This window comes from Pontibacter roseus DSM 17521 (assembly GCF_000373265.1).
In the GTDB taxonomy this organism is placed as follows: Bacteria; Bacteroidota; Bacteroidia; order Cytophagales; family Hymenobacteraceae; genus Pontibacter; species Pontibacter roseus.
The window spans coordinates 948,816-968,374 of the sequence record NZ_KB890762.1 but is presented as its reverse complement, the minus strand read 5'-3'; the positions used below and the strand labels follow the sequence as shown (position 1 = coordinate 968,374).

Here is a 19,559-nt window from a genome sequence, read left to right as displayed (position 1 = left end):
AATGGGAGCCTCGCCTGTTCTACACCTATACCTATACCTATACCTATACCTATACCTGCTCGCGTTCCAGCAAGCAGTTCTGTTCCTGGTAGGCTTGCAGTTCCTGCAGCAGCGGGAGTAGCCGGTCGATGGTGACATGGTCCATTACCACCACTTTGTACCAGTTAGGCTGCTGGTGGTTGTCGGGCACAAGGCCGTAGCGGGTAGCGATTTCCTTGTTCAGAAACCCGCTCCGGATGGTGATGATGTTGGAGAAGGGGTCGCGGTAGTAGGCGATGCCTGCTTTGTCCAGTTCATGGGTCAGCCAGGCGGCCCGATTCAGCAGGGTGGTGGTTTTCTCTTCCCAGCCGTAGCGCCCGTAGGTCATCAGAATCATCCACACGGCGATGGCGTTGGCACCGGAGCGACTGCCAATTAAGGTATAGTCCTCGCCCTCGACGTAGCTGGCCTCCTTGGTGTTGGCGTGCTGCATAAAGCCTTTCCGTATCAGGAAGATGCCTGTGCCGTAGGGTGCCTGCACCATCTTGTGCGCATCAAGCGTGACAGAGGTAATATGTTTATTCCGGAAGTTGAGCGTATTGTCCGGGTTGGTGAAAGGGTAGAGGAAACCTCCGAAGGCGGCATCCACGTGCATCCTAAACAGGCAGCCATGGGCTTCAAGTGCTGCTGTATACGTGTCTACGTTATCCACTGAGCCAAACATGGTTGTCATCATGTTGGCCACCACAATAAAATGGTTCTTGCCTTGTGTTTTTTTCTCTTGTATCACCTGCTGCAGGTGCTCCTCGTTCAGGCTTCGAGTGTCGTCTTCTACTTGCACAAAAGCGATATCTAGATTGAATACGTTGGCGGCCTTGCTCATGGAGTAGTGGCTGTCGCGGGAGCAGAGGATGCAGATGCTGTCGTTGCTGACACCGTAGCGGTTGCGGAAGTAGTTGCGGTAAATCCAGATGGCCTGCAGGTTGGCCTCCGTCCCGCCCGCCGCCACGTAGCCGTCGCAGCTCTCTGCCTCTGCCTGCAGAATCTGCTCGGCGCACAGGGCTATCAATTCCCGCTCCAGCTGGTGGGTGCCCTTGAAAAACGACTCCGACTTCTCGAGGGTATGGCAGCCGATGTGGTTGGGATTGTGGATGAGCGCCGTCAGGTAAGGGGCATCCTTCAGGAAAGGGGCGTCCTGGTAAAATACTTTGTTGTCGAGGTGGGAGCCGGGTATACCCAGGATGTTCTCCTCATAGAAGTTCACGTTCTCCTCCAGGGCATTGAACACGATGGTCCGGATGGTGTCTTTGCTGAGTTTTGGCCACTGCTGCATATAATCAAGCATAATGTTTCAGGCTGCGATTTAAAGGTATGCTTGACCAAAAGCAATGACATGCATCATTAAAAATAGATTTGGATTCAGAACATATCAATGCTTTACTTTGTATTGTAATAGTAAAGCTATTGTTTTAAGGCGATTACCAGCAGGCGGTCACCTCTACCCACTGAAAAGCAGCAGCAACCCACCATAGATATAGCAAATAGATGAGAACACAGAACAGAGAAACGCAGGCGGAACTGACGCCGGAAAGGGCAAAGGAAATCCTGCTGGAAGGCAACAGAAGGTTTGTGAGCAACCTGAAGGTGAACCGCAACCTGCTGCAGCAGGTCAACGAGACCTCCGAAGGGCAGTATCCTTTCGCTATCGTGCTGAGCTGCATAGATTCCCGCACCTCCGCTGAGTTGATTTTCGACCAAGGCCTGGGTGACATCTTCAGTACCCGCATCGCCGGCAACATCGTGAACGAAGACATCCTGGGAAGTATGGAGTTTGCCTGCAAGGTGGCTGGCTCTAAGCTGATTGTGGTGCTGGGGCACAGCAAGTGCGGCGCCGTGAAAGGCGCCTGTGACCATGTGCAGCTAGGTAACCTGACCGGCCTGCTCGACAAGATAGAGCCTGCCATCAAAGCCGTGGCGTACGCGGGGGACAGAACTGCACAGAACGCGGAGTTCGTGGAGAAGGTGGCCGAGGTCAACGTGTTGCGTATGGTGGAGGAAATCAAGAAGAGGAGCCACATCCTCCGGGAAATGATTGAGAGCGGTGAGATTGGCATCGTGGGCGCCATGTACGATGTGGAGACAGGTATTGTCACGTTCTACGACCATACTAAGGGCATAAGCGAGGTATTGAATGAAGAACTTGCTGGCGAATATTAAAATCAGGGTAGAGGAGAAGGTATACCTCAAAGACCCGGAGACCTCTGCAAAAGGGCGCGACATCGTCCGGCACGGTATCGTGCTGATAGACGAGCTGGGGCTGGAGGCTTTCACTTTTAAAAAGCTGGCGGACAGGATAGGAACCACCGAGGCGACCATCTACCGGTATTTTGAGAGCAAACACATGCTGCTCTCCTACCTGATTTCCTGGTACTGGAACTGGCTGGAATACCGGCTGGTGTTTGCCACCAACAATGTCCGGCCGCCGGAGGAGAGGCTCAGAATCGCCATCCGCATCCTAGCGGGCAAGGTGGAGAACGACCTGGAGTTCGGACACATCGACGAGGCGGCGCTGCAGCGCATCGTGGTGGCGGAGTCAGCCAAGGCTTACCTGAACAAGGAGGTGGACGAGAACAACAAAGAGGGTTTCTTCTTGAGTTACAAGCGGCTCTGCAAGCGCATAGCCGACATCGTGCTGGAAATCAACCCAGACTACAAGTACCCGGCCTCGTTGGTGTCTACGGTAGCGGAGAGCGCCCATTACCAGAAGTTCTTCGCTCTGCACCTGCCCTCGCTGACTGACCTGCGCGATAGCAACGAGGACAAGCTGGAGGATTTCCTGACCCACATGGTACTCCGGACTATTCAGAAGTAAACAACTAGGTATAGCAAGAGAGGGATGGCGCCGGCTTCAGAGAGCCGGCGCCATCCTTTTTTGTTTTCGGGACCTCTGCTCATCCTATTTGTGTGTCGTGTGCACGCGGAGGCGCTTTTTCTGACAATACCATAACCCAGGCAGTGTGTTTCGCATAAAAGTAGGTATACCATAGAGCAGATTATGAATACGAAGAGCATTTTACTGAAGAGTCGCCCACAGGGCATGCCTACGGAGGAGAACTTTGAAAGCAGGGAAGAGCGGCTGCCGCCCCTGGAGGAGGGGCAGGTGCTGCTGAAGGCACTCTACATCTCCGTAGACCCCTACATGCGCGGCCGCATGAGCGAAGGGGAGTCGTACGTGGCACCATACAACCTGAATGAGCCCATAGCTGGGGGTGTGGTGGCAGAGGTGGTGGAGAGCCGCCATGAGCGGTATAGCAAGGGCGCGGTGGTGCTAGGCAACCTTCCTTGGCAGACCTACAGCATCTCCAACGGCAAAGGCCTCAGCCAGCTGGACCCGCACCTGGCGCCGCTGAGCTACCACTTGGGTATACTGGGTATGCCGGGGCTCACCGCCTACTGCGGCCTGCTCTACATCGGGCAGCCGAAGGAAGGGGAGACGGTGGTGGTGTCGGGTGCGGCAGGTGCGGTGGGTACGGTGGTCGGACAGATTGCCAAGCTGAAAGGTTGCCGGGTGGTAGGTATAGCCGGCTCCGATGAGAAGATAGATTACCTGCTGAACGACCTAGGCTTTGACGAGGGCATCAACTACAAGACCACCCAGAACATGCGCGAAGCCATAGCGGCCGCTTGCCCCAATGGGGTGGACATCTACTTCGACAACGTGGGCGGGGAGATTTCTGATGCCGTTTATGCCCGGCTGAACAAGTTCGCCCGCATCGCCATCTGTGGCCAGATTGCGCACTACAACGCCACCTCGCGCCCTACTGGTCCGCGTGTGGAGCCCATCCTGCTGACTAAGAGCGCCCTAATGAAAGGCTTCATTGTGGGGGATTATGCCGCTCATTTCGGGGAGGCGGCCCAGGAACTGGCGGCATGGGTGAAGGCCGGGAAGCTGCAATACGAAGAGCACGTCGTGGAGGGCTTCGACAACCTGCCGCAGGCTTTCTTCGGCCTCTTCAAAGGCGAGAACACGGGTAAGCTGTTCGTGAAAGTGGCTGAGTATGGCCAATAAGGTAGAACCAATCTTCGAAATCTGATGGAAGTACTGTAAAAGTGAAACCGCCGGGCTATTCAGGTCGGGCGGTTTCCAACAATTAGAAGTGGGCTATTGTTTGAGTGGGCGGAGGGCGGAAGTCTCATCAATGAAGAGAAAGGCATCATACCGCTCGGGCAGTATGGTGGGAACATAGTTCCCTGCCTCTGCCCCTGGGCTGTATGAGACGCCAATGGCCCGGTGCCCCCGCCGCTGCAATAGGTTTGGGTCCTGCCGAAGTGGCCTCAGCAGCATGATTTTGTTTGCCGGAGGAATCTGGTGCAGGATGTGTTCCCAGGTGCCTGGTTGTGCCTGCGGCACGCGAATCTCGCGAAGCGGTGCTCCCCAGCGTTCGGCGGCAATCACGCGTCCAGCGTAGGAGCCAAAGCCCACCAGGTATACCCCCTGAGCGGCGTGCTGCTCCCGGACGAGCTGCCCCACGTTAACCATGCCTGCGTTCGCCATGTCGGTATAGCGCGCGTCCCCAACGTGGGTGTTGTGTTCCCAGACTACGATTTTTGCATCTGGCCCATGGTGCTGCGCCAGGTTGTTAATGGTCTGGAGCATGTGCCGGTCGCGTACGTTCCAGGATTCGACGTCGCTTTTGATGGCGGTGCGGTAGTAGCGTTCAGCGTTCAAGGCTACTAGGGCGTTCTGCAGCGCGTTGAAGGCGGCCTCATCTCCGGCGGGGCTCGCCTCGGCCTGTTGCTGTGCCACCTTCAGCAGGTTCTCCAGTTCATCGGCGCAGGAGGCGGAGGCAATGGTGGTAGCGGCCTGCGCATAATCCCACTCGTCGCGGTTGTAGCTGGCAAAGCACTGCAGGGCTGCCGCTGCCGCCTGCGCGCCGCCAGGGTTCGTCTGACGCATGTACCGCTGCACCTCCTCCATAGACTCCCACAGGCTGTAGACATCCAGCCCATAGAAACCCACCTGCCTGTCAGTCGCCTGTGCCTGGTTATGCCTTTTCAGCCACTCGGCCAGTTCCGCTACCTCTTCGTTGGCCCACATCCAGGTGGGCCAGCGTTCAAAGCTCTGCACCAATGTCTCCCTGGCGCTGCCTGACGTGCCGGTGCCGCGTATGTAGCTGTTGAGTTGGTAGGCATCCGGCCAGTCTCCTTCTACGGCCACCAACTTGAATCCCTTTTCCTGAACCAGGCGTCTGGTGATGGCGGCGCGCCAGGTATAGTACTCGGAGGTGCCATGGGAGGCCTCGCCTAGCAGCACGTAACGTGCGTCGCCTATGTCGTTCAGCAGCACATCCAGGTCCTGTTTTGTGTCCAGTTTGGAGATGGCCTCCGCCGGAATCTCCACTTCCGGACTTCTGCTTGCCTCCACGCTATCCTTGGAGCAGGAGCCCAGCAGCATGACCACCCCCCACACCAGTGCGTGCATCCTTAGCTTTGTCATGTCATCCTAGCATTGGTGGATAATCGGCTTTATGCCACGGCGAGATTCTGGTTTGGCCCACTCACTTCTATTTCTGAATTTCCTTGCGGCTGATTGATGAGCAGGTAGGCGTCTTCCAGGGTGGGTACCTGCCTGAACATCTTCTCCAGGTGAAGTAGCCGCAGCAAGTGCTGGGTGTGGCCACTCACCCCGAACAGCACGACCTCTATACCTTGCCTGCGGAGTTGCAGCAATTCGCTGATAAATGAGCTGAAACAGGTCTGTGTAAGCTGAACGCGGTGTAAGTGTGTGCAGTCAAGCCATACCTGTTTTGTGTTTTCCGTGGGAGCATTTCTGACCTTCTCATTTACTTCTGAGAAAGTGCTCTCGCTAAGCAGTCCTTGTGCCACAACTACTGTTAGCCCGTTGTATGTCTGAATTGTAATGTCCATTGCGCCTGAATTTTTGTAGTGTTAAGTCAGAACTCAGGACAGGCAGGTATAGCAGGCGATTGCTTTGCTCTACAGGCTGATGAAGGGTGATGACCTACACAGTTGCCGTTCCCGTACTTTCTGAACTGTTGATTTAGGTGTTGGTAGTAATTGTATTTTATTAAACGGGGTAGAACAGGAGAAGTAATGGCCTGTGCTTGTAAATCAGTGTATATGCGAAACAGAATCAGCTTATATACTGAGATGTTTTTCTGTGCGGTTTGTAAAATATTGTATTATATCAATAATAAGTCAACTAGTTTTTGAAATGATAGGTATAGATGCGGCACAGTGCGGCAGCGTATTTCAGAAGTGGTAGGCATAGGGAAGAGGTGTAGGAGCGGTATGCCCAGAAAGGGGGGGAGGCAGTAAAGCAGAGCGGGTGCCCCTGCAACCAAGGGCACCCGCTCGTTTATCGGTGGAGTTACCGCTCAGGCGGCAACTAGTTGTTTATCTGGAACGAGTGCGTCCTGCAGGCTACGGGCTTTCCCGAAGAGCATATCCAGTTTGAGTAGGATGAATAGCTTTTCGGTTGTTTGGTCCATACCGCAGAGCACGACCTGTACCTGTTCATTCTTGAATTTGAGAAGCTCGCCTACAAACAGGCAAAGGTTGCTGGTGGTAAGTTGGGTGCGGTCTACGTGGGAACAGTCTATCCAAAGCTGCCTGACGTCGGCTTGTGGCGCCGTGGCAAGCGCCTGGCGTATCTCGGAAAAAGCCTGCTGCTTTACAAGGCCTTGTACAAACGTGATGTGGCGGTTGTGGTGGGTGTGGTTGGTTATGTCCATCTCGTTTCTAATTAGTTAAAAAGTGCAACGATACAAAGCCGAATGGAGTGTAAAGCAATACCGTGTTGCTAATCATCCTGGCTTTGATTTCAGTTTAAAGAACAACAACGCCTGTTGATGAGAGTTATTGCAGGGGTTTTGTATTTTTCTGTTACGCTCCAAATTATATATAGTTATTTTATTTGACCATAATTTAGTAAAGAGCCATGGACTTGCTTATTAAGTTAGATTATGCGTAACTGATGGCTTTGGTCTTGGGAAGCAGGTATAGGATAATACTGATTAGCGCTTTGTTTTATCTGGGATAGCTGGAGAAGAACAGGGACGGTTTTATGGAAAGAAGCCTATGGTAAAACATGTTTTGCTGCGCTTATGGCTAATTTTGATGCCTTCAAGGAGTGCAATTGCAGGTATAGCAAAAAGCCCTCGCGTGTAGGCAGGGCTTTTATAGGCTGGGGAAATCAACAGGAAGGTTTACTTTTCCTGCAGCACACCCTCGAAGATGACTCTGACCAAGCCATCGAACACCTGGGCAGAACCCTCAGGCATCTGGCGCGTCAGTTCATCGGGCACCTGCTTTGTAAAATCCGGATTGAAAATGGTTTCAAGTGCACTGGCGTACAGCACGACAGCCAGCGGCCGGTTGATATCCTTCCGCACATGCCCCTTCTGCACCCCCTCCTCCAGCAGGGCGTTGAAACGCAGAAAGGCAGCTTCTACCTTGTAGTTCTGGAGCAACTGCCAGCTGCTGGGGGCGTTCTTTTTGATGTCGGCTATAAACTGTCCGTTCACCGCTGAAAGACGCGTACCCACATAGCTGAAAATCTGGCTGATTTTATCCTTGAAGTCCAGTTCCCTGTCCTGTAGGATGCGCTCCACCTTGCGCGTGCTCTCTGCCAGGTACTCTTTCATCACGGCTTTCAGCACGTCTTCTTTACCATCAAAGTATTGATACAGGGTTTTCTTGCTCATACCCAGTTCTTTGGCCAATTGCGCCATGAGCACTTTTGTGTAACCATGGGTGAAAAAAAGCTCCCGGGCCTGCCGGATAATGCTCTGCCGGATGTCTTTTGGGGTTTCAGTCTGTACTTCCATAGGAGAGAGTAACGCGCGGCAGGGGTGCGGGGTTAAGGTATAGCCGCCTGATGCGGCGCCAAAAGTACGACAGAAGCCTATAAATTTTGTCTATCGGCCGCCATTATTTTCACCCGCGGCAGAGGACAAAAAGCACGTATCAGCTGTTTATGCGTGTTGTTTCACTGAAGAACCCACCGTGCTGAATGGGCCAAAACCTGCGTAGGAGCGAAGGCTTAGAAAGGTGCGGCAATGTTTTGGCTGAAGTTCCAGTTCCGGCAGACTGCTCCTATGGTGGGGAAGGAGGTAGGAGAGGCTATCAGGTGCGTTGGACGTACCCACAGGCAGAGAGCAACTGTCTTCGCTAGCCATTCGCCTAAGGGAAACAAAGTTGCATTATAAGACTGCACCGAGAGTTTAATAGTACCTATCCCATCCTTATGGTCAGGGTCGAACAAGTATACTTTCATAGCTCTAACTTGAAATTAATATATAAGCGGGTGCAGATGAGGTAGTTATAATATAAGGATGTGGGGTAAGGTTGGCCTATTCCGGGAAAAGTTGTAGCTACTATAGTCAAGTATAGTGAAAAGCTATCCACCAATCAGCCTAAAAAAACTGCGAATAGGCCCGTTTCTACGACAAAGTTAAAATTTTGTTAAATTTTTTGGGGGAGGTGCTTGTGAATTAAAAGCTAGCCTCCTAAATTGCACTATGCAGTTTGATAAAACGCATGCTGTAATTCATTTCTAACCAACTATTTAGGGTTTTGATATAGCCAAAGATTAGCTGAAGCCATAGCCAAGTTATGGCACGCTAGTTGGTTATACCAACAAAAATTTAACTTTTAGCCAATGTTAGATATCATCAATTTCGTTGCCCTTGCCGGAATCTTCAACATTTGTTTCTTTTGGTATGCATCCACTAAGATGAAGTCGAAGCCAGACCCGGTAAAGACCCTGATAGTATCGTTTGTATTTTCCATTCCATTGAGTTTCCTATTAATCGGTGTGTATACCACCATGCTGATTTACGCTGCCAGAACTGGCGCCAATGAGGACGCGATGTGGGAGTACATGGAGCAGGAAGAATTACAGTAACAGCTGCTGATTCCGGTTAGCGCCGGTTTCAGAATCAAACCCCAGGCGCGGGCATTTGTGAAGAACAGATGCCCGCGTTTGTCATTTTTAGGGAATATCTTTCTGATGCTTTTCTTGGCAGTTGCTTCTTCTGAGTTATTGTTTTATTGCAGCTGTTTTTGCTGCCTGCTCGCTGAGTTGCTCTGTAGCTTCGCCTGTGCGGCGGGCACCTACTTTTTTCCTTGATGAAAATCGAGGGCCCCTACCCCCAAAGTAGGCAAAAAAATCAAGACGCTCCTTTCTCGAGGGCCCCTACCCCCACTCGCTGACCGCTCGGACAGTGGAGCGCCAAAGGGTGCACCGGGCTGTTGTCTTCGCTCCGTGGCTACATTGGAGACTCTCCCCTTGAGGGGAGTCAGAGGGGTGTCAAGGCTATACATGCCAGCGGTATCTTTCCTAGCCTTCGCCTGCCATACCTGCTCAAGCTCCTGTCACTCTTGTACCCTTTCCCGCAATTCCCATACACTCTTTGTCATTCCGACGAAAGGAGGAATCTGTTACCCTGCCTGCCGCCGGTCAAGCGCAGCGGGAACCGGCGGTGAAACATGCGAGCCAGTCTGTACCTGGTATAATTCCTACTTTCCTCGCTAGTGTCCTCATAAAAGCCGCATCTGCGCTGGCGCTGGATGTACGGCTCGAAAGGTATAAGATTCCTCCTTTCGTCGGAATGACAACATCGTCTAATAAGATTCTCGCAGTCGATTCCCCTCTGGTGAGGGGGTGAGTTAACCAGTAGCAGGAAAGATTGTCGCTACAGCACCTTAACTGAGAATTTGCAGGTCATCCCGCTTGATGAGAGGGGTAGCAGCGTAGCGGTGCTCGCGCGGGCCGTTCTCCAGTTTCAGCACGCCTCTGGGGCAAACGTGGGCACAGATGCCGCAGCCGACGCAGGAGGCACGGATGATGGGCTCGCCTTGCTGCGCGTACCAGCGCACGTCAATACCCATTTCGCAGTAGGTGGAGCAATTGCCGCACGAGATGCACTGGCCGCCGTTTGTGGTGATGCGGAATCGGGAGAAGTGCTTTTGCAGCAAACCCAGGTATGCTGCCATAGGACAGCCAAAGCGGCACCATACCCGGTTGCCCATGATGGGGTAGAATCCCACGCCAACCACTCCCGAGAATATCGCCCCAATAAAAAAGCCATAAGTGCTGGCGAAGCCGCCGGATAAATCTCCCAGCAGTTTTCCCTCACTCCAGGAGTTGACCCAGAGCGCCAGCGTCGTGATGATGACGAAGCCTAGGATAGGATAGAGGATGGCCACTTCCCAGCGCCAGGCCGAGCGGCTCTTGTCAGACAGATGGCGGTAAGGGTCTCCAGCAGTCTCGGCCAGACCGCCGCAGCCGCACACCCAGGAGCAGTACCAGCGTTTGCCGTAGAAGTAGGTGAGCACCGGCGTAGCCAGGAAAGAAAGCACTGCTCCCCAGAAGACCATGAACACCCCCAGCGCCGCACCATCCTGCACCAGATACCCCACTGTGCTTGGGAAAAGGTAATCGTACTTGAGGGGCCAAAAATAACTGAAGTAGAATTCTGGCTTGTTGAGCAGCAACAGCAGCCCAGGCAGCAGGAAGGCGAACCCCAACTGGAAGAACATCACCGAGATGGTCCGGATGATGTGGTAGCGGCTGCTGCGGTACTTTAGCAGGGCGAACACCCCCATGATGAGCACCGCCAGGGTATAGAAGGTGCCGTAGAGGAACCACTGGTCAGCGGGCCTGTTTCGGAGCCATTGGCTGAACGGCTCCACCGCCTGTACCAGCCCCTGCAGCGTTTCCGGAAACCAGTAGAGTAGCACGTAGAAACCTGTCAGCACGAAGCCAATGACCCATGCCGAAGCACCCCGGGCAGTTGCGTCCTGCCGCCATACCTGGTTGTTCTGCTCCGACAGCGCTTTGCCTTGGCGGCTCTGCCAGATGTAGAGCAGGCTACCCAACGTAAACACCAACATACCTCCCCCTCCGGTCAGCACCGGGCTCACCGCCTGCGCTCCAACAGCAGCCACGAGCACACCCAATAGGCCCAGGCTGATGAGCAGCAGGCCGGCGGTTTTACTGAATTGCTGTGTAGGAGGGGCTAAGGTGGTCGTAGTGGTTTGCATGGGTCTAGAATTAGCAGGAGGCAGAGTCAGACAAAAGGCCGAAGCGCTTGCGCAACTGCCACCAGGTGTTCTGGTGCACCGGCGGCGCTTGCTCAGGAAAACGAGTATAGTATTGGTTTAGAAGTTCTTGCTCGTAGCGCTGGAAAAACTCCGGGTCGAAGTTGACAGCCGGCAGTTCTTGCATCACCTGATCCAAGGTATAGCCCTGCTTCAGCCAGTGGTGGCACAGGTCGTGGCGGTAGCGTATGCCCAGCAGGTTGATGCCCAGCAGCAGGTGCGTGTTTTTATCATACACCAGGCGGATGGCCTTGGTCGCTTCGTCATTCTGCCAGTACAGCGACTCCTGCTCTTCTTTGAAGCGGGCCGGCACGAAGCCGTAAGTCTGGTATTCGATGTCCAAAAACTTGGCTGAGTTGAACCAGGGGCCTCGCTCATAAGCTGTGCGTTTTCCCAGCAGCGTTGCCGCCAGGGCCTCGGCATGAAGGCGCGCCGTGTACCACAGCTGCTCCATAGTCGGGTTGCCCGGAGCAGGATTCCGGAATTGGGCGCAATCGCTGATGGCGTATACATCCGGCTGGTTTGTTTCAAAGTATTCGTTCACCAACACGCCTTTATCTGTGTCTATACCTGAATCTTGCAGAAAAGCAACGTTGGGTTTTACCCCAGTGGTGATGCCTACAAACTGGCAGGAAATCTCCTTGCCGCTCCTGGTCAGGATGGCACGTGCGGCACCGTGTTCATCGGCCAGAATCTCCTGCAGTTCCTCCTGCAACAGCAGTTCAATGCCGTGGGACCGGATGTGGTCAGTTATCATTTGCGCCTCTTCCAAGGGCAGCACGTTTTGCCAGTACAGCTTGTCGCGCACGAGCATGGTCACGCCTATGTTTCGGCTTTTGAGCATCTCGGCCATTTCAATCCCTATCAGTCCGCCGCCCACAACCACCGCCTGCTTGATACCCTGGGTGTTCTGTTCCATCAGCTCCAAATCCTGCAGCGTCACCAGGCCCTGCACGCCCTTCAGGTGCTGGCCCGGCCAGTTGTAGAAGGCGGCGCTGGAACCGGTGGCCAGTACCAGCACATCATAGGAAAGAGAGGCACCTGAGCGGAGGGAGAGCGTCTTCTTCGCAGTATCTACCTGCTCGACGTAATCGTGGACCAACTCCAGCTCTTGTTCTGTCCAGTACCAGTCTTCGTAAGGCACGATGTCCTGGAAGCGCATGTGGCCCATGTACACGTACATGAGCGCCGTCCGGGGAAAGTGCGTGGCCGACTCGGCAGAGATGAGCGTGATGCGACATGCACTGTGCCGCCGCACGTGCTGCGCCAGGGTGACGCCCGCTATACCGTTCCCGATGATGACCAAGTGTTGTTCCTGCCGCATAAGCTTACTCATTCAAATTCCAGTCATAGTCCAGGAAGGTGATGTTGGCGCCGGGCTTGATTTTCACCTTGGAGTACCGGTTGATGAAATCGGTCAGCGAGCCCTTCTTCTTGAAATCGCCGCCGAACCAGTCGAAGATAGCGGAAACTTTCGGATTGTCTGGCGTGATGCGGTTGTGTTTCGGGTCGTTGATGAAGCCAAGGGTTTGCTCCTCCAGTTGTTTCTCCAGTTTACTGGCGGTATATGCCTCCCGGCTCAGTTTGGGGCAGGACTTGGAGGCGCAATTGACGGCGAAATGAATGCGTGGTTCGTCAAACTCCTTGCGCAGGATGCGGTGTTCGATGTCGTTCAAAGAATACTCCTTACCCCCCAGCTTGATGAATTTATCGTCCCAAATGGTGTTGACGAGCGGCACCGAGACAGTGGCATTCAGGTCCTTGATGCTCTTGAGCGGGTAATTGTCTACGATGAGCTTCACGGTGTAGGCGTTGTAGGCGTTAATCCAGTAGGCCAGCTGCTCCTCGCGGCTCCAGGTCTTGGGGTCAGGTACACCCTTGCTCAACTGGTTCAGGTATAGCTGCAACTCTTTCCGGTCTTGCTTCATGCCTTTGTAGTCCACATCGCCATCGGCTGCCACGTGCTTTTGCAGGAGCTGTGTCCAGCGCTGGTGGTCGGGCTTCGCTATAGCCTGGCTGGCGCCGGCAGGAGCGGAGCCGAGGCAGGAGACTGGCCCGAAGAGGAGCAAGGCGAAAAGAGGCAAAAAATGCAGGAAGCGTATGGAAAGCAGCATGCGGTCAGCTTATAGTTTAGGTATAGGGTTGGTCACCCTGAAATTGAAACGTAATCCCTGCCAGGAATGTGCCCGGCAGACAGCACATTAACTAAGATGGCGAGACAAAGTTAAGGGAATAGAGCCAAAAATGCAGAAGGCCAGGTATAGCCTGGCCTTCTGTCAGTGGTATGGTATCAAATGTTTAGTGGCTTCCGGCGCTGCTGCCCATATCACGACCGCCATCTTCCACGCTTTTGCCTCCTTGGCGGCCACCGCTCTTCGGCTGGTTGGTGTTCATGCGGCCTGCCTGGTCCTCCTCCTCGGAGCTGAAGTTCACGTCATCTGTCTCTCTCTTTCCAGTCGGGTGGATGTTGGGTACTTTGTTGCCTTCGTTCACTGTCTTGTTAGTGTTCTCGTTTTTGAGTTTGTCCTTATTCTTATCTGTGTTCATAATCTGCTTTTTTAGGTTTATTCACTTCTATTAGAATCGTGTTGGTCCCACGGCTATACCTAATAGCGGTCATAGTCGGGGTTGGAGCCGGTGCGGTCTGGCGGACCATAGCGGCGTGGGTGGCGCTCCGTGTAGTGGTCGCGGTAGCTGCGCATCTCGCCACTCAGCGGGTTGTAGTGCCGGTTGTAGTCCGGGTCTGAGTTGTAATCGCCGTCATACCCAAAGCTGAGCGAGCCGGCCATGTTGCCATAGTTCTCACCGCGGCGGTTGCTATACCTGTCTGGTCCATAGTTGTTGTTGAAGTTGCCGGCCCCTCCGCCGAAGCGCTGTCTGTCATCGTCTTGGCGGCTGCCGCCAAAGCTGGTCCTACGGTCTTCCATACCTGCGGCCCCGCCGTAGCGGCTTCCGAAACCCTCGCGGTCAGAGCGGCGCTGGTCGCTCCACTGCTGCTGGCCGCGGCTGTCGCCGTAGCTTTGCTGGTACTGGTTTTGAGTATAGTCGTCGTTGTCCTGCAGGTTGCGGCTTCGGCGCAACACGTAGTCGCCGCCTTGTTGGCGGGTGCCTCTGTCGTTCATGTCGAAGCCGTCGAAGGTGGTTTCGTTCCGGTGCCTGCTGTCGGTGTCCAGGCGATAGGCACCGCGGTAACTCGATTCGTCGGGGCGGTTCCGGTCGTCGCGGAAGTCGCCTCTGCGACTGTCGCGGTAGCCTTCCCGGTACTGCCAATTATGTCTTTCCATAGCTTTCTGGTTGTTAAGTTCCTCTTTATAAACGGGCTTTTCCGGTATGAGTTTACGCAGCCGGGTTTAACCCTAAGCAAGGGTGCCACCGTAGAACCATGGAGTAAGCATGTACACTTTTAACCCAAAAAGCTATGAGAGACAACAGAGAAGAGAACCGTGACAACCGTAACAGAGAGCCGCGCTGGGTGCATGGGCACCACCATGGGGAGAATTCGGACCGCGGCAACTACACCGTTGATTCAAACTTCAACGCAGGGTATGGCGAGCAGGAAGACGACTTCTATGACACCCGCAGCTTCAACACCAACACCGACCACGGCTATACCTATCCGCAGGGGCGCTACCAGGTAGGAGGCGCGCAGTACAGCGGCGAGGACTACACCAGGCAGAACCGGGGCGGACAGGACAACCCCTATGGCATGACTTATGTGCCGAATGATGACCACAACTCCGACCGCCACTATGACCCGCGTGCCGACTACAGCAACCGAGACTACGATGACCTGCGCGAGAGAGGCCGCTCCCGTGAGCGCCGAGGTATGCCTGATGAGAGTTTTGGGCATGATGTGAGCCGGGGCAACCGGGACCAGAACAGCTACCTGGGCCACGCCTCCATGGGCGACTACGAGTCCTACCGCCGCTATGAGCACGGCAACCGCATGTATGACAACGATTACAGTGGCGGCTTCGCAGGGCGCAACCACACCGAGGGCAGAGACCATTTTGGGGAGGACAGCAGCTACAGCAACCTGGACCGATGGAACCAGGGAAGCGAACGGCGCCATGACCGCTACGAAGACCGGCACAATCGCCATTAATCTATATTGAAAGCAGAAACTACAGCGGCGGGAGCCCCATGGCTCCTGCCGTTTCATTCTAAAGACAAAAGCTATGAGAGATAACAGAGAGAATAACTACGGCGGCTTCAGCCGACGCTATCAGCAGCATCCCGAACAGCCGAGGTTCGACAGGAACCAGCCAGACTGGAGAGGTGAAGACAGCGGCCCGGGCCAGCGCTATCGCGCGCCGCACAGCGAGGAATATGGTCGCAGAGGCGGCTACCAGGGCATGCGCGAAGATTACTACAACCAAGTGTATGACACCACCAACTATACCGGTGTACCGCGCCAGGACGATTATGGCCTACCTTACGGTGCCGAAAACGACTTGGACCAGGTACGGCGCGGCAACCCGCTGCACGCCGACCCCAACGATTTTGAGCGTACCCGCTACCGCTACAGCGCCGGCTACAACCCCAACTACGACAATCCCGAGGAAGGCGACATGTACCGGAACTTTGACAGCCGCGGCAACTTTGGCTACCGGCACGATGCCTCCTATGGCAACGCCGATGAGTTCCGGGACTTTGGTGATGACCGCTACGGCAGCGGCGACACAGGAAACAGGTACTAGTGAAATTGTACCGTTTTAAAAGGCCCTTGAATACTTATTCCGAAAACCACCGTATACAGCTGTATACATTAGTATTGAATTTCCATCTGAGAAAGGCCACAGCGTCAGCTGTGGTTTTTTTCATTTTTCTGTGAAGATTTAAATTGTACTAATACGAAATCATATAGAAATAAATTTACAAAATAGAATAAGGCTGATGAATGTCTTGAATTCCTTTGTCCTTGGTGCAGCGACGCTTGCCGCCATTCTGGCTATCATATCGATTTGCCTGCCCACCCACATACACATCCAGCGCCACGTTATAGTGGAAGCGCCCGTTGAAGATACCTTTGAACAAATACAAGACCTGCGCAACTGGACCAAGCTGTTTCCCTGGCACCTCGAAGACCCGGATATGGAACTGACTTTCTCAGGACCGGCCGGAGGCGAGGGTGCGCAGTACAGCTGGAGAAGCCAGCATGCCAACCCAAAGGCAGGCGTCGTGACCATTGTGGAAGTGGAACCCAACAAGCGGCTGGTGACCAATGTCGCATTTCAGCAGGACGACACCGCCAATGGCACCTTCACCCTCGAGGAGACAGCGGAGGGCACCAAGGTGACCTGGTATTTAGACAAGTACATGGGCAGCCACCCCATCGACAAATTTTCAGGCCTGCTGGTGAACAGCACGGTGGGGGAGGACTTTGAAAAAGGACTCGAAAACCTAAAGAAGAAAGTGGAGTCCCGCCGAAAGTCGCTGACAAGGGTGTCAAACTGAGGCAATCCATACAGTTCGTTTATACAAGTAGACCTGCCATACCTGAAGGTATCGATTTATTCATGCCTTTCAAGCAACCATTTTTTAATCTCCCTAGCTAGAAACGCAAGTAGAGCACGAGACGCTGTGATAAGATTTGACTGTTTCTTAAGTATGACGTATGTTTGCGACATACTTTGCAATTATGACCTATACCAAGGCAACAGCATTTGGGGAAGAACAGCAGGAACTGGCGAAGATGGCCAAGGTTTTGTCGCATCCAGCCCGCATTGCCATTCTCCAACACCTGGCCAGAACGCAACGATGCATTTCTGGTGATATCGCCCAGGAAATACCCTTGAGCCGCACCACGGTATCGCAGCACCTGCAGGAACTCAAAAGCGCCGGACTGATAAAAGGAGAGATAGACGGCCTTACCGTTTGCTACTGCATCGATAAGGAGCAGTTTACTAAGGCTGCTGCGATGATGGCCACCTTTTTACAGCAGGTGGCCTCAAGTTATGACTGTGATTGCCAACCAAATCCTATACCTGCTTAAAAGACCATGCGCATCGCTTTTTTCAGTGACATTCATGCCAACCTGCCGGCACTGGAGGCCGTGCTGCAGGACATGGACCAAAAACAGCCCGACTTCATCTACTGCCTCGGCGACTTGGTTGGCTACAACGTGTGGGCCAATGAGGTCGTGGAGGCTATCCGCAGACGGTATATACCGACACTTACTGGCAACTACGACGAAGGGGTGGGGCTCGATAGTGGGGACTGTGGCTGCGCCTACAAATCGGATGAAGATAAGGAGCGCGGAAACCAGTCCATCGCCTATACCAACAGCATCATCACAGAAGAGAACCGGCGTTATCTGCGCCTGCTGCCACGGCACATGCGCCTGGACTTTGAACAACAGAATGGGAAGCCGCTGCGTGTGCTCATGGTGCACGGAAGCCCGCGCAAGATAAACGAGTACCTGTTTGAAGACCGGCCGGAGAAGAGCCTGCAGCGATTGCTGGAGGAGGCGCAGGCCGATGTGCTGCTCTTCGGCCACACGCACAAGCCCTATCACCGGCAATTGCCCTACGAAGCGTATGGCGAAACCAGGTATAGGCATGCCATTAACCTGGGCTCTGTGGGCAAGCCGAAAGACAGTGACACCCGTGCCTGCTACGTGCTCCTGACGCTGGATGAGCAAAGCAGTGCTTCCCATCCTTCCAGCATACAAGTGGAGTTCGTGCGCGTGGCTTACGATGTAGAGAAGGCCGCCAAAGCGATAGAGGAAAGTCCTTTGCCAAACGAGTTCGCTGACATGCTCCGCAAAGCTTATTAAGCGCTGAACTACAGGCCAATAACTTATTGAGAGTAAATGGATAAATTAGGTATACCTTCCATTAAGTAATTCCCAAAACTCCAAAATACGATGCGCAATACCTGCAATCCGGTTATCAAAAGAAAGCAGCTGTCCTTCCTCGACCGCTTCCTGACACTGTGGATTTTCCTGGCGATGGGAGCAGGAGTGGCACTGGGCTATTTTATACCTGAGGCCGAGGGGTTCATCAATTCCTTCCAGAGCGGCACCACCAACATACCCATTGCCATCGGGTTGATTCTGATGATGTACCCACCCCTTGCCAAGGTACGGTATGAGCAGTTAGGGAAGGTGTTCCGCAACATTCGGGTGCTGTTGGTATCGCTGGTGCTGAATTGGGTACTGGGGCCGGTGCTCATGTTCCTGCTCGCCGTGCTCTTCCTGCGCGACTACCCGGAGTACATGGTGGGTTTGATTATGATTGGTCTGGCGCGCTGCATCGCCATGGTGATTGTATGGAACGAGCTGGCGGAAGGAGACCGGGAATACGCAGCCGGGCTGGTGGCTTTCAACAGCATCTTTCAGGTGCTGTTCTACAGCCTGTTTGCCTACGTGTTCATCACGGTGCTGCCGCCACTTTTCGGTATCAAAGGCGAGGTGATTCAAATAAGCATGAGCGCTGTGGCCGAGAGTGTAGCCATCTACCTGGGTATACCTTTTCTGGCTGGTTTCCTGTCGCGGCTGGTGTTGCGCCGCTTGAAGGGGGAGGAGTGGTACCAGCAGAAATTCATACCTGCCATCAGCCCCATTACGCTGCTTGCGTTGCTGTTCACCATCATGGTCATGTTCAGCCTGAAAGGCCATACCATTGTGGCCATACCTTTCGATGTGCTGCTGATAGCCGTGCCGCTGGTAATCTACTTTGCCATCATGTTTCTGGTCAGTTTTTTTGCCGGCAGGTATGTAGGAGCCGACTACTCACAGATTGCCGCCATCGCCTTTACAGCGGCGGGTAACAATTTTGAATTGGCCATCGCCGTCTCCATCGGGGTGTTCGGGCTAAGCTCAGGCCAGGCCTTTGCCGGCGTGGTGGGGCCGCTGGTGGAGGTGCCGGCCCTGATTCTGCTGGTGAACGTGGCTTTCTGGCTGAAACGCAGATTCTATGACAAGCCGGAGAAAGTGACCGCATAAGCTTCCGCTATACCTTTGGCAGCAAAGAGTGGGGTTACGCCTGCTGCTTTTTTATTCCTCTTTTCTGGGAATGATGGTGATTCTGCCGTCTTTTTCCAGTATGGCATACTTTATCTGGTCGAGCCGTTGCAGCCCCTGCATTTCCCTGGCCGATTCCAGTATATCGTTCTCATCTACACGTACCCGCTGGAGTCGGTCATGCAGGAGTTTACCATCGTCGAGCAGAATGATAGGGACGCCATCCACTACTTTGCCAAACTGCTTGAAGCGCTGTTTGACCAAAGAAAGCGAGATATCCGTGATAATCAGTGTGACGATTAATATCAGGCTGTTAGTCATAGAATGGTCGTCGCTTAGCAGCGCCTGTTCGGCTGTTTCGGCAACGATGAGCAGCAGCACAAAATCAAATACCGTGGTTTCGCTTAAAGTCCTCTTACCGCTTATCCGGAATAAAATCATCAGGAAAAGATAGAGTACCAAGCCTCTGATAACAGTTTCCATTTCG

General features: G+C 53.8%; 22 protein-coding genes. 10 read left to right on the top strand and 12 right to left on the bottom strand.

Annotated features, from left to right (window positions below):
- Positions 1 to 49: 49 nt before the first annotated feature.
- Positions 50 to 1,324 carry a pyridoxal phosphate-dependent decarboxylase family protein gene (locus B051_RS0110855; RefSeq protein ID WP_018478231.1) on the bottom strand — a complete coding sequence of 425 codons (1,275 nt, stop codon included), beginning with the start codon at positions 1,322 to 1,324 and terminating at the stop codon, positions 50 to 52.
- A gap of 200 nt (positions 1,325 to 1,524) precedes the next feature.
- On the opposite strand from B051_RS0110855, the gene B051_RS0110850 reads away from it, so the two are divergent.
- The 3 genes from B051_RS0110850 to B051_RS0110840 all read left to right on the top strand — a co-directional run bounded on the left by B051_RS0110850 (position 1,525) and on the right by B051_RS0110840 (position 4,048).
- Positions 1,525 to 2,196, top strand: coding sequence for a carbonic anhydrase family protein (locus tag B051_RS0110850; RefSeq protein WP_018478230.1), 672 nt, complete (start codon positions 1,525 to 1,527; stop codon positions 2,194 to 2,196).
- A complete protein-coding gene (locus B051_RS0110845) occupies positions 2,171 to 2,851 on the top strand; it encodes a TetR/AcrR family transcriptional regulator (RefSeq protein ID WP_018478229.1) in 681 nt (226 codons plus the stop codon). Before B051_RS0110850 ends, B051_RS0110845 begins: the two co-directional genes overlap by 26 nt.
- Positions 2,852 to 3,034: 183 nt before the next feature.
- Positions 3,035 to 4,048 (top strand): NADP-dependent oxidoreductase, encoded by a 1,014-nt coding sequence (locus B051_RS0110840; protein WP_018478228.1) that lies wholly within the window; start codon positions 3,035 to 3,037, stop codon positions 4,046 to 4,048.
- 93 nt (positions 4,049 to 4,141) lie between these two features.
- On the opposite strand, the gene B051_RS0110835 is transcribed toward B051_RS0110840, so the two are convergent.
- The 5 genes from B051_RS0110835 to B051_RS22445 form a co-directional block, all read right to left on the bottom strand.
- The gene (locus tag B051_RS0110835) at positions 4,142 to 5,476 is read right to left on the bottom strand and encodes an erythromycin esterase family protein (RefSeq protein ID WP_018478227.1); all 1,335 of its coding nucleotides are present in this window, start codon (positions 5,474 to 5,476) and stop codon (positions 4,142 to 4,144) included.
- A gap of 29 nt (positions 5,477 to 5,505) precedes the next feature.
- Positions 5,506 to 5,907: an STAS domain-containing protein gene (locus tag B051_RS0110830; protein ID WP_018478226.1), complete on the bottom strand. Its 402-nt coding sequence runs from the start codon at positions 5,905 to 5,907 to the stop codon at positions 5,506 to 5,508.
- 470 nt (positions 5,908 to 6,377) lie between these two features.
- Positions 6,378 to 6,734, bottom strand: coding sequence for an STAS domain-containing protein (locus tag B051_RS0110825; protein ID WP_018478225.1), 357 nt, complete (start codon positions 6,732 to 6,734; stop codon positions 6,378 to 6,380).
- A 474-nt stretch (positions 6,735 to 7,208) separates the two neighbouring features.
- A complete protein-coding gene (locus B051_RS0110820) occupies positions 7,209 to 7,829 on the bottom strand; it encodes a TetR/AcrR family transcriptional regulator (protein WP_018478224.1) in 621 nt (206 codons plus the stop codon).
- 215 nt (positions 7,830 to 8,044) lie between these two features.
- A complete protein-coding gene (locus B051_RS22445; RefSeq protein ID WP_157578746.1) occupies positions 8,045 to 8,278 on the bottom strand; it encodes a hypothetical protein in 234 nt (77 codons plus the stop codon).
- Positions 8,279 to 8,662: 384 nt separating this feature from the next.
- Between B051_RS22445 and B051_RS0110815 the strand changes: the two genes are divergently transcribed.
- Positions 8,663 to 8,908 carry a hypothetical protein gene (locus B051_RS0110815; RefSeq protein WP_018478223.1) on the top strand — a complete coding sequence of 82 codons (246 nt, stop codon included), beginning with the start codon at positions 8,663 to 8,665 and terminating at the stop codon, positions 8,906 to 8,908.
- Positions 8,909 to 9,708: 800 nt separating this feature from the next.
- On the opposite strand, the gene B051_RS0110805 is transcribed toward B051_RS0110815, so the two are convergent.
- The 5 genes from B051_RS0110805 to B051_RS21990 form a co-directional block, all read right to left on the bottom strand.
- Positions 9,709 to 11,049: a 4Fe-4S binding protein gene (locus tag B051_RS0110805; protein WP_018478221.1), complete on the bottom strand. Its 1,341-nt coding sequence runs from the start codon at positions 11,047 to 11,049 to the stop codon at positions 9,709 to 9,711.
- A 10-nt stretch (positions 11,050 to 11,059) separates the two neighbouring features.
- Complete coding sequence (locus tag B051_RS0110800; RefSeq protein ID WP_245539610.1) at positions 11,060 to 12,442, bottom strand: NAD(P)/FAD-dependent oxidoreductase; 1,383 nt, start codon at positions 12,440 to 12,442, stop codon at positions 11,060 to 11,062.
- Positions 12,435 to 13,220 carry a DUF547 domain-containing protein gene (locus B051_RS0110795; protein WP_018478219.1) on the bottom strand — a complete coding sequence of 262 codons (786 nt, stop codon included), beginning with the start codon at positions 13,218 to 13,220 and terminating at the stop codon, positions 12,435 to 12,437. The genes B051_RS0110800 and B051_RS0110795 overlap by 8 nt, the downstream gene beginning before the upstream one ends.
- 184 nt (positions 13,221 to 13,404) lie before the next feature.
- Complete coding sequence (locus tag B051_RS0110790) at positions 13,405 to 13,653, bottom strand: hypothetical protein (RefSeq protein ID WP_018478218.1); 249 nt, start codon at positions 13,651 to 13,653, stop codon at positions 13,405 to 13,407.
- A 59-nt stretch (positions 13,654 to 13,712) separates the two neighbouring features.
- Positions 13,713 to 14,390, bottom strand: a complete 678-nt coding sequence (locus B051_RS21990) for a hypothetical protein (RefSeq protein WP_018478217.1) — start codon at positions 14,388 to 14,390, stop codon at positions 13,713 to 13,715.
- Positions 14,391 to 14,524: 134 nt separating this feature from the next.
- On the opposite strand from B051_RS21990, the gene B051_RS0110780 reads away from it, so the two are divergent.
- From B051_RS0110780 to arsB, 6 genes are all read left to right on the top strand, one after another.
- Positions 14,525 to 15,211, top strand: coding sequence for a hypothetical protein (locus B051_RS0110780; RefSeq protein ID WP_018478216.1), 687 nt, complete (start codon positions 14,525 to 14,527; stop codon positions 15,209 to 15,211).
- A 73-nt stretch (positions 15,212 to 15,284) separates the two neighbouring features.
- Positions 15,285 to 15,806 (top strand): hypothetical protein, encoded by a 522-nt coding sequence (locus tag B051_RS0110775; RefSeq protein ID WP_018478215.1) that lies wholly within the window; start codon positions 15,285 to 15,287, stop codon positions 15,804 to 15,806.
- 196 nt (positions 15,807 to 16,002) lie between these two features.
- Complete coding sequence (locus B051_RS0110770) at positions 16,003 to 16,563, top strand: SRPBCC family protein (protein ID WP_018478214.1); 561 nt, start codon at positions 16,003 to 16,005, stop codon at positions 16,561 to 16,563.
- A 184-nt stretch (positions 16,564 to 16,747) separates the two neighbouring features.
- On the top strand, positions 16,748 to 17,101 hold the full coding sequence (locus B051_RS0110765; RefSeq protein WP_033316848.1) for an ArsR/SmtB family transcription factor: 354 nt from the start codon (positions 16,748 to 16,750) through the stop codon (positions 17,099 to 17,101).
- A 6-nt stretch (positions 17,102 to 17,107) separates the two neighbouring features.
- A complete protein-coding gene (locus tag B051_RS0110760) occupies positions 17,108 to 17,884 on the top strand; it encodes a metallophosphoesterase family protein (RefSeq protein ID WP_018478212.1) in 777 nt (258 codons plus the stop codon).
- Positions 17,885 to 17,974: 90 nt separating this feature from the next.
- Complete coding sequence (gene arsB / locus B051_RS0110755; protein ID WP_018478211.1) at positions 17,975 to 19,054, top strand: ACR3 family arsenite efflux transporter; 1,080 nt, start codon at positions 17,975 to 17,977, stop codon at positions 19,052 to 19,054.
- 51 nt (positions 19,055 to 19,105) lie between these two features.
- On the opposite strand, the gene B051_RS0110750 is transcribed toward arsB, so the two are convergent.
- Positions 19,106 to 19,555, bottom strand: a complete 450-nt coding sequence (locus B051_RS0110750) for a DUF421 domain-containing protein (protein WP_018478210.1) — start codon at positions 19,553 to 19,555, stop codon at positions 19,106 to 19,108.
- Between the last annotated feature and the right edge of the window lie 4 nt (positions 19,556 to 19,559).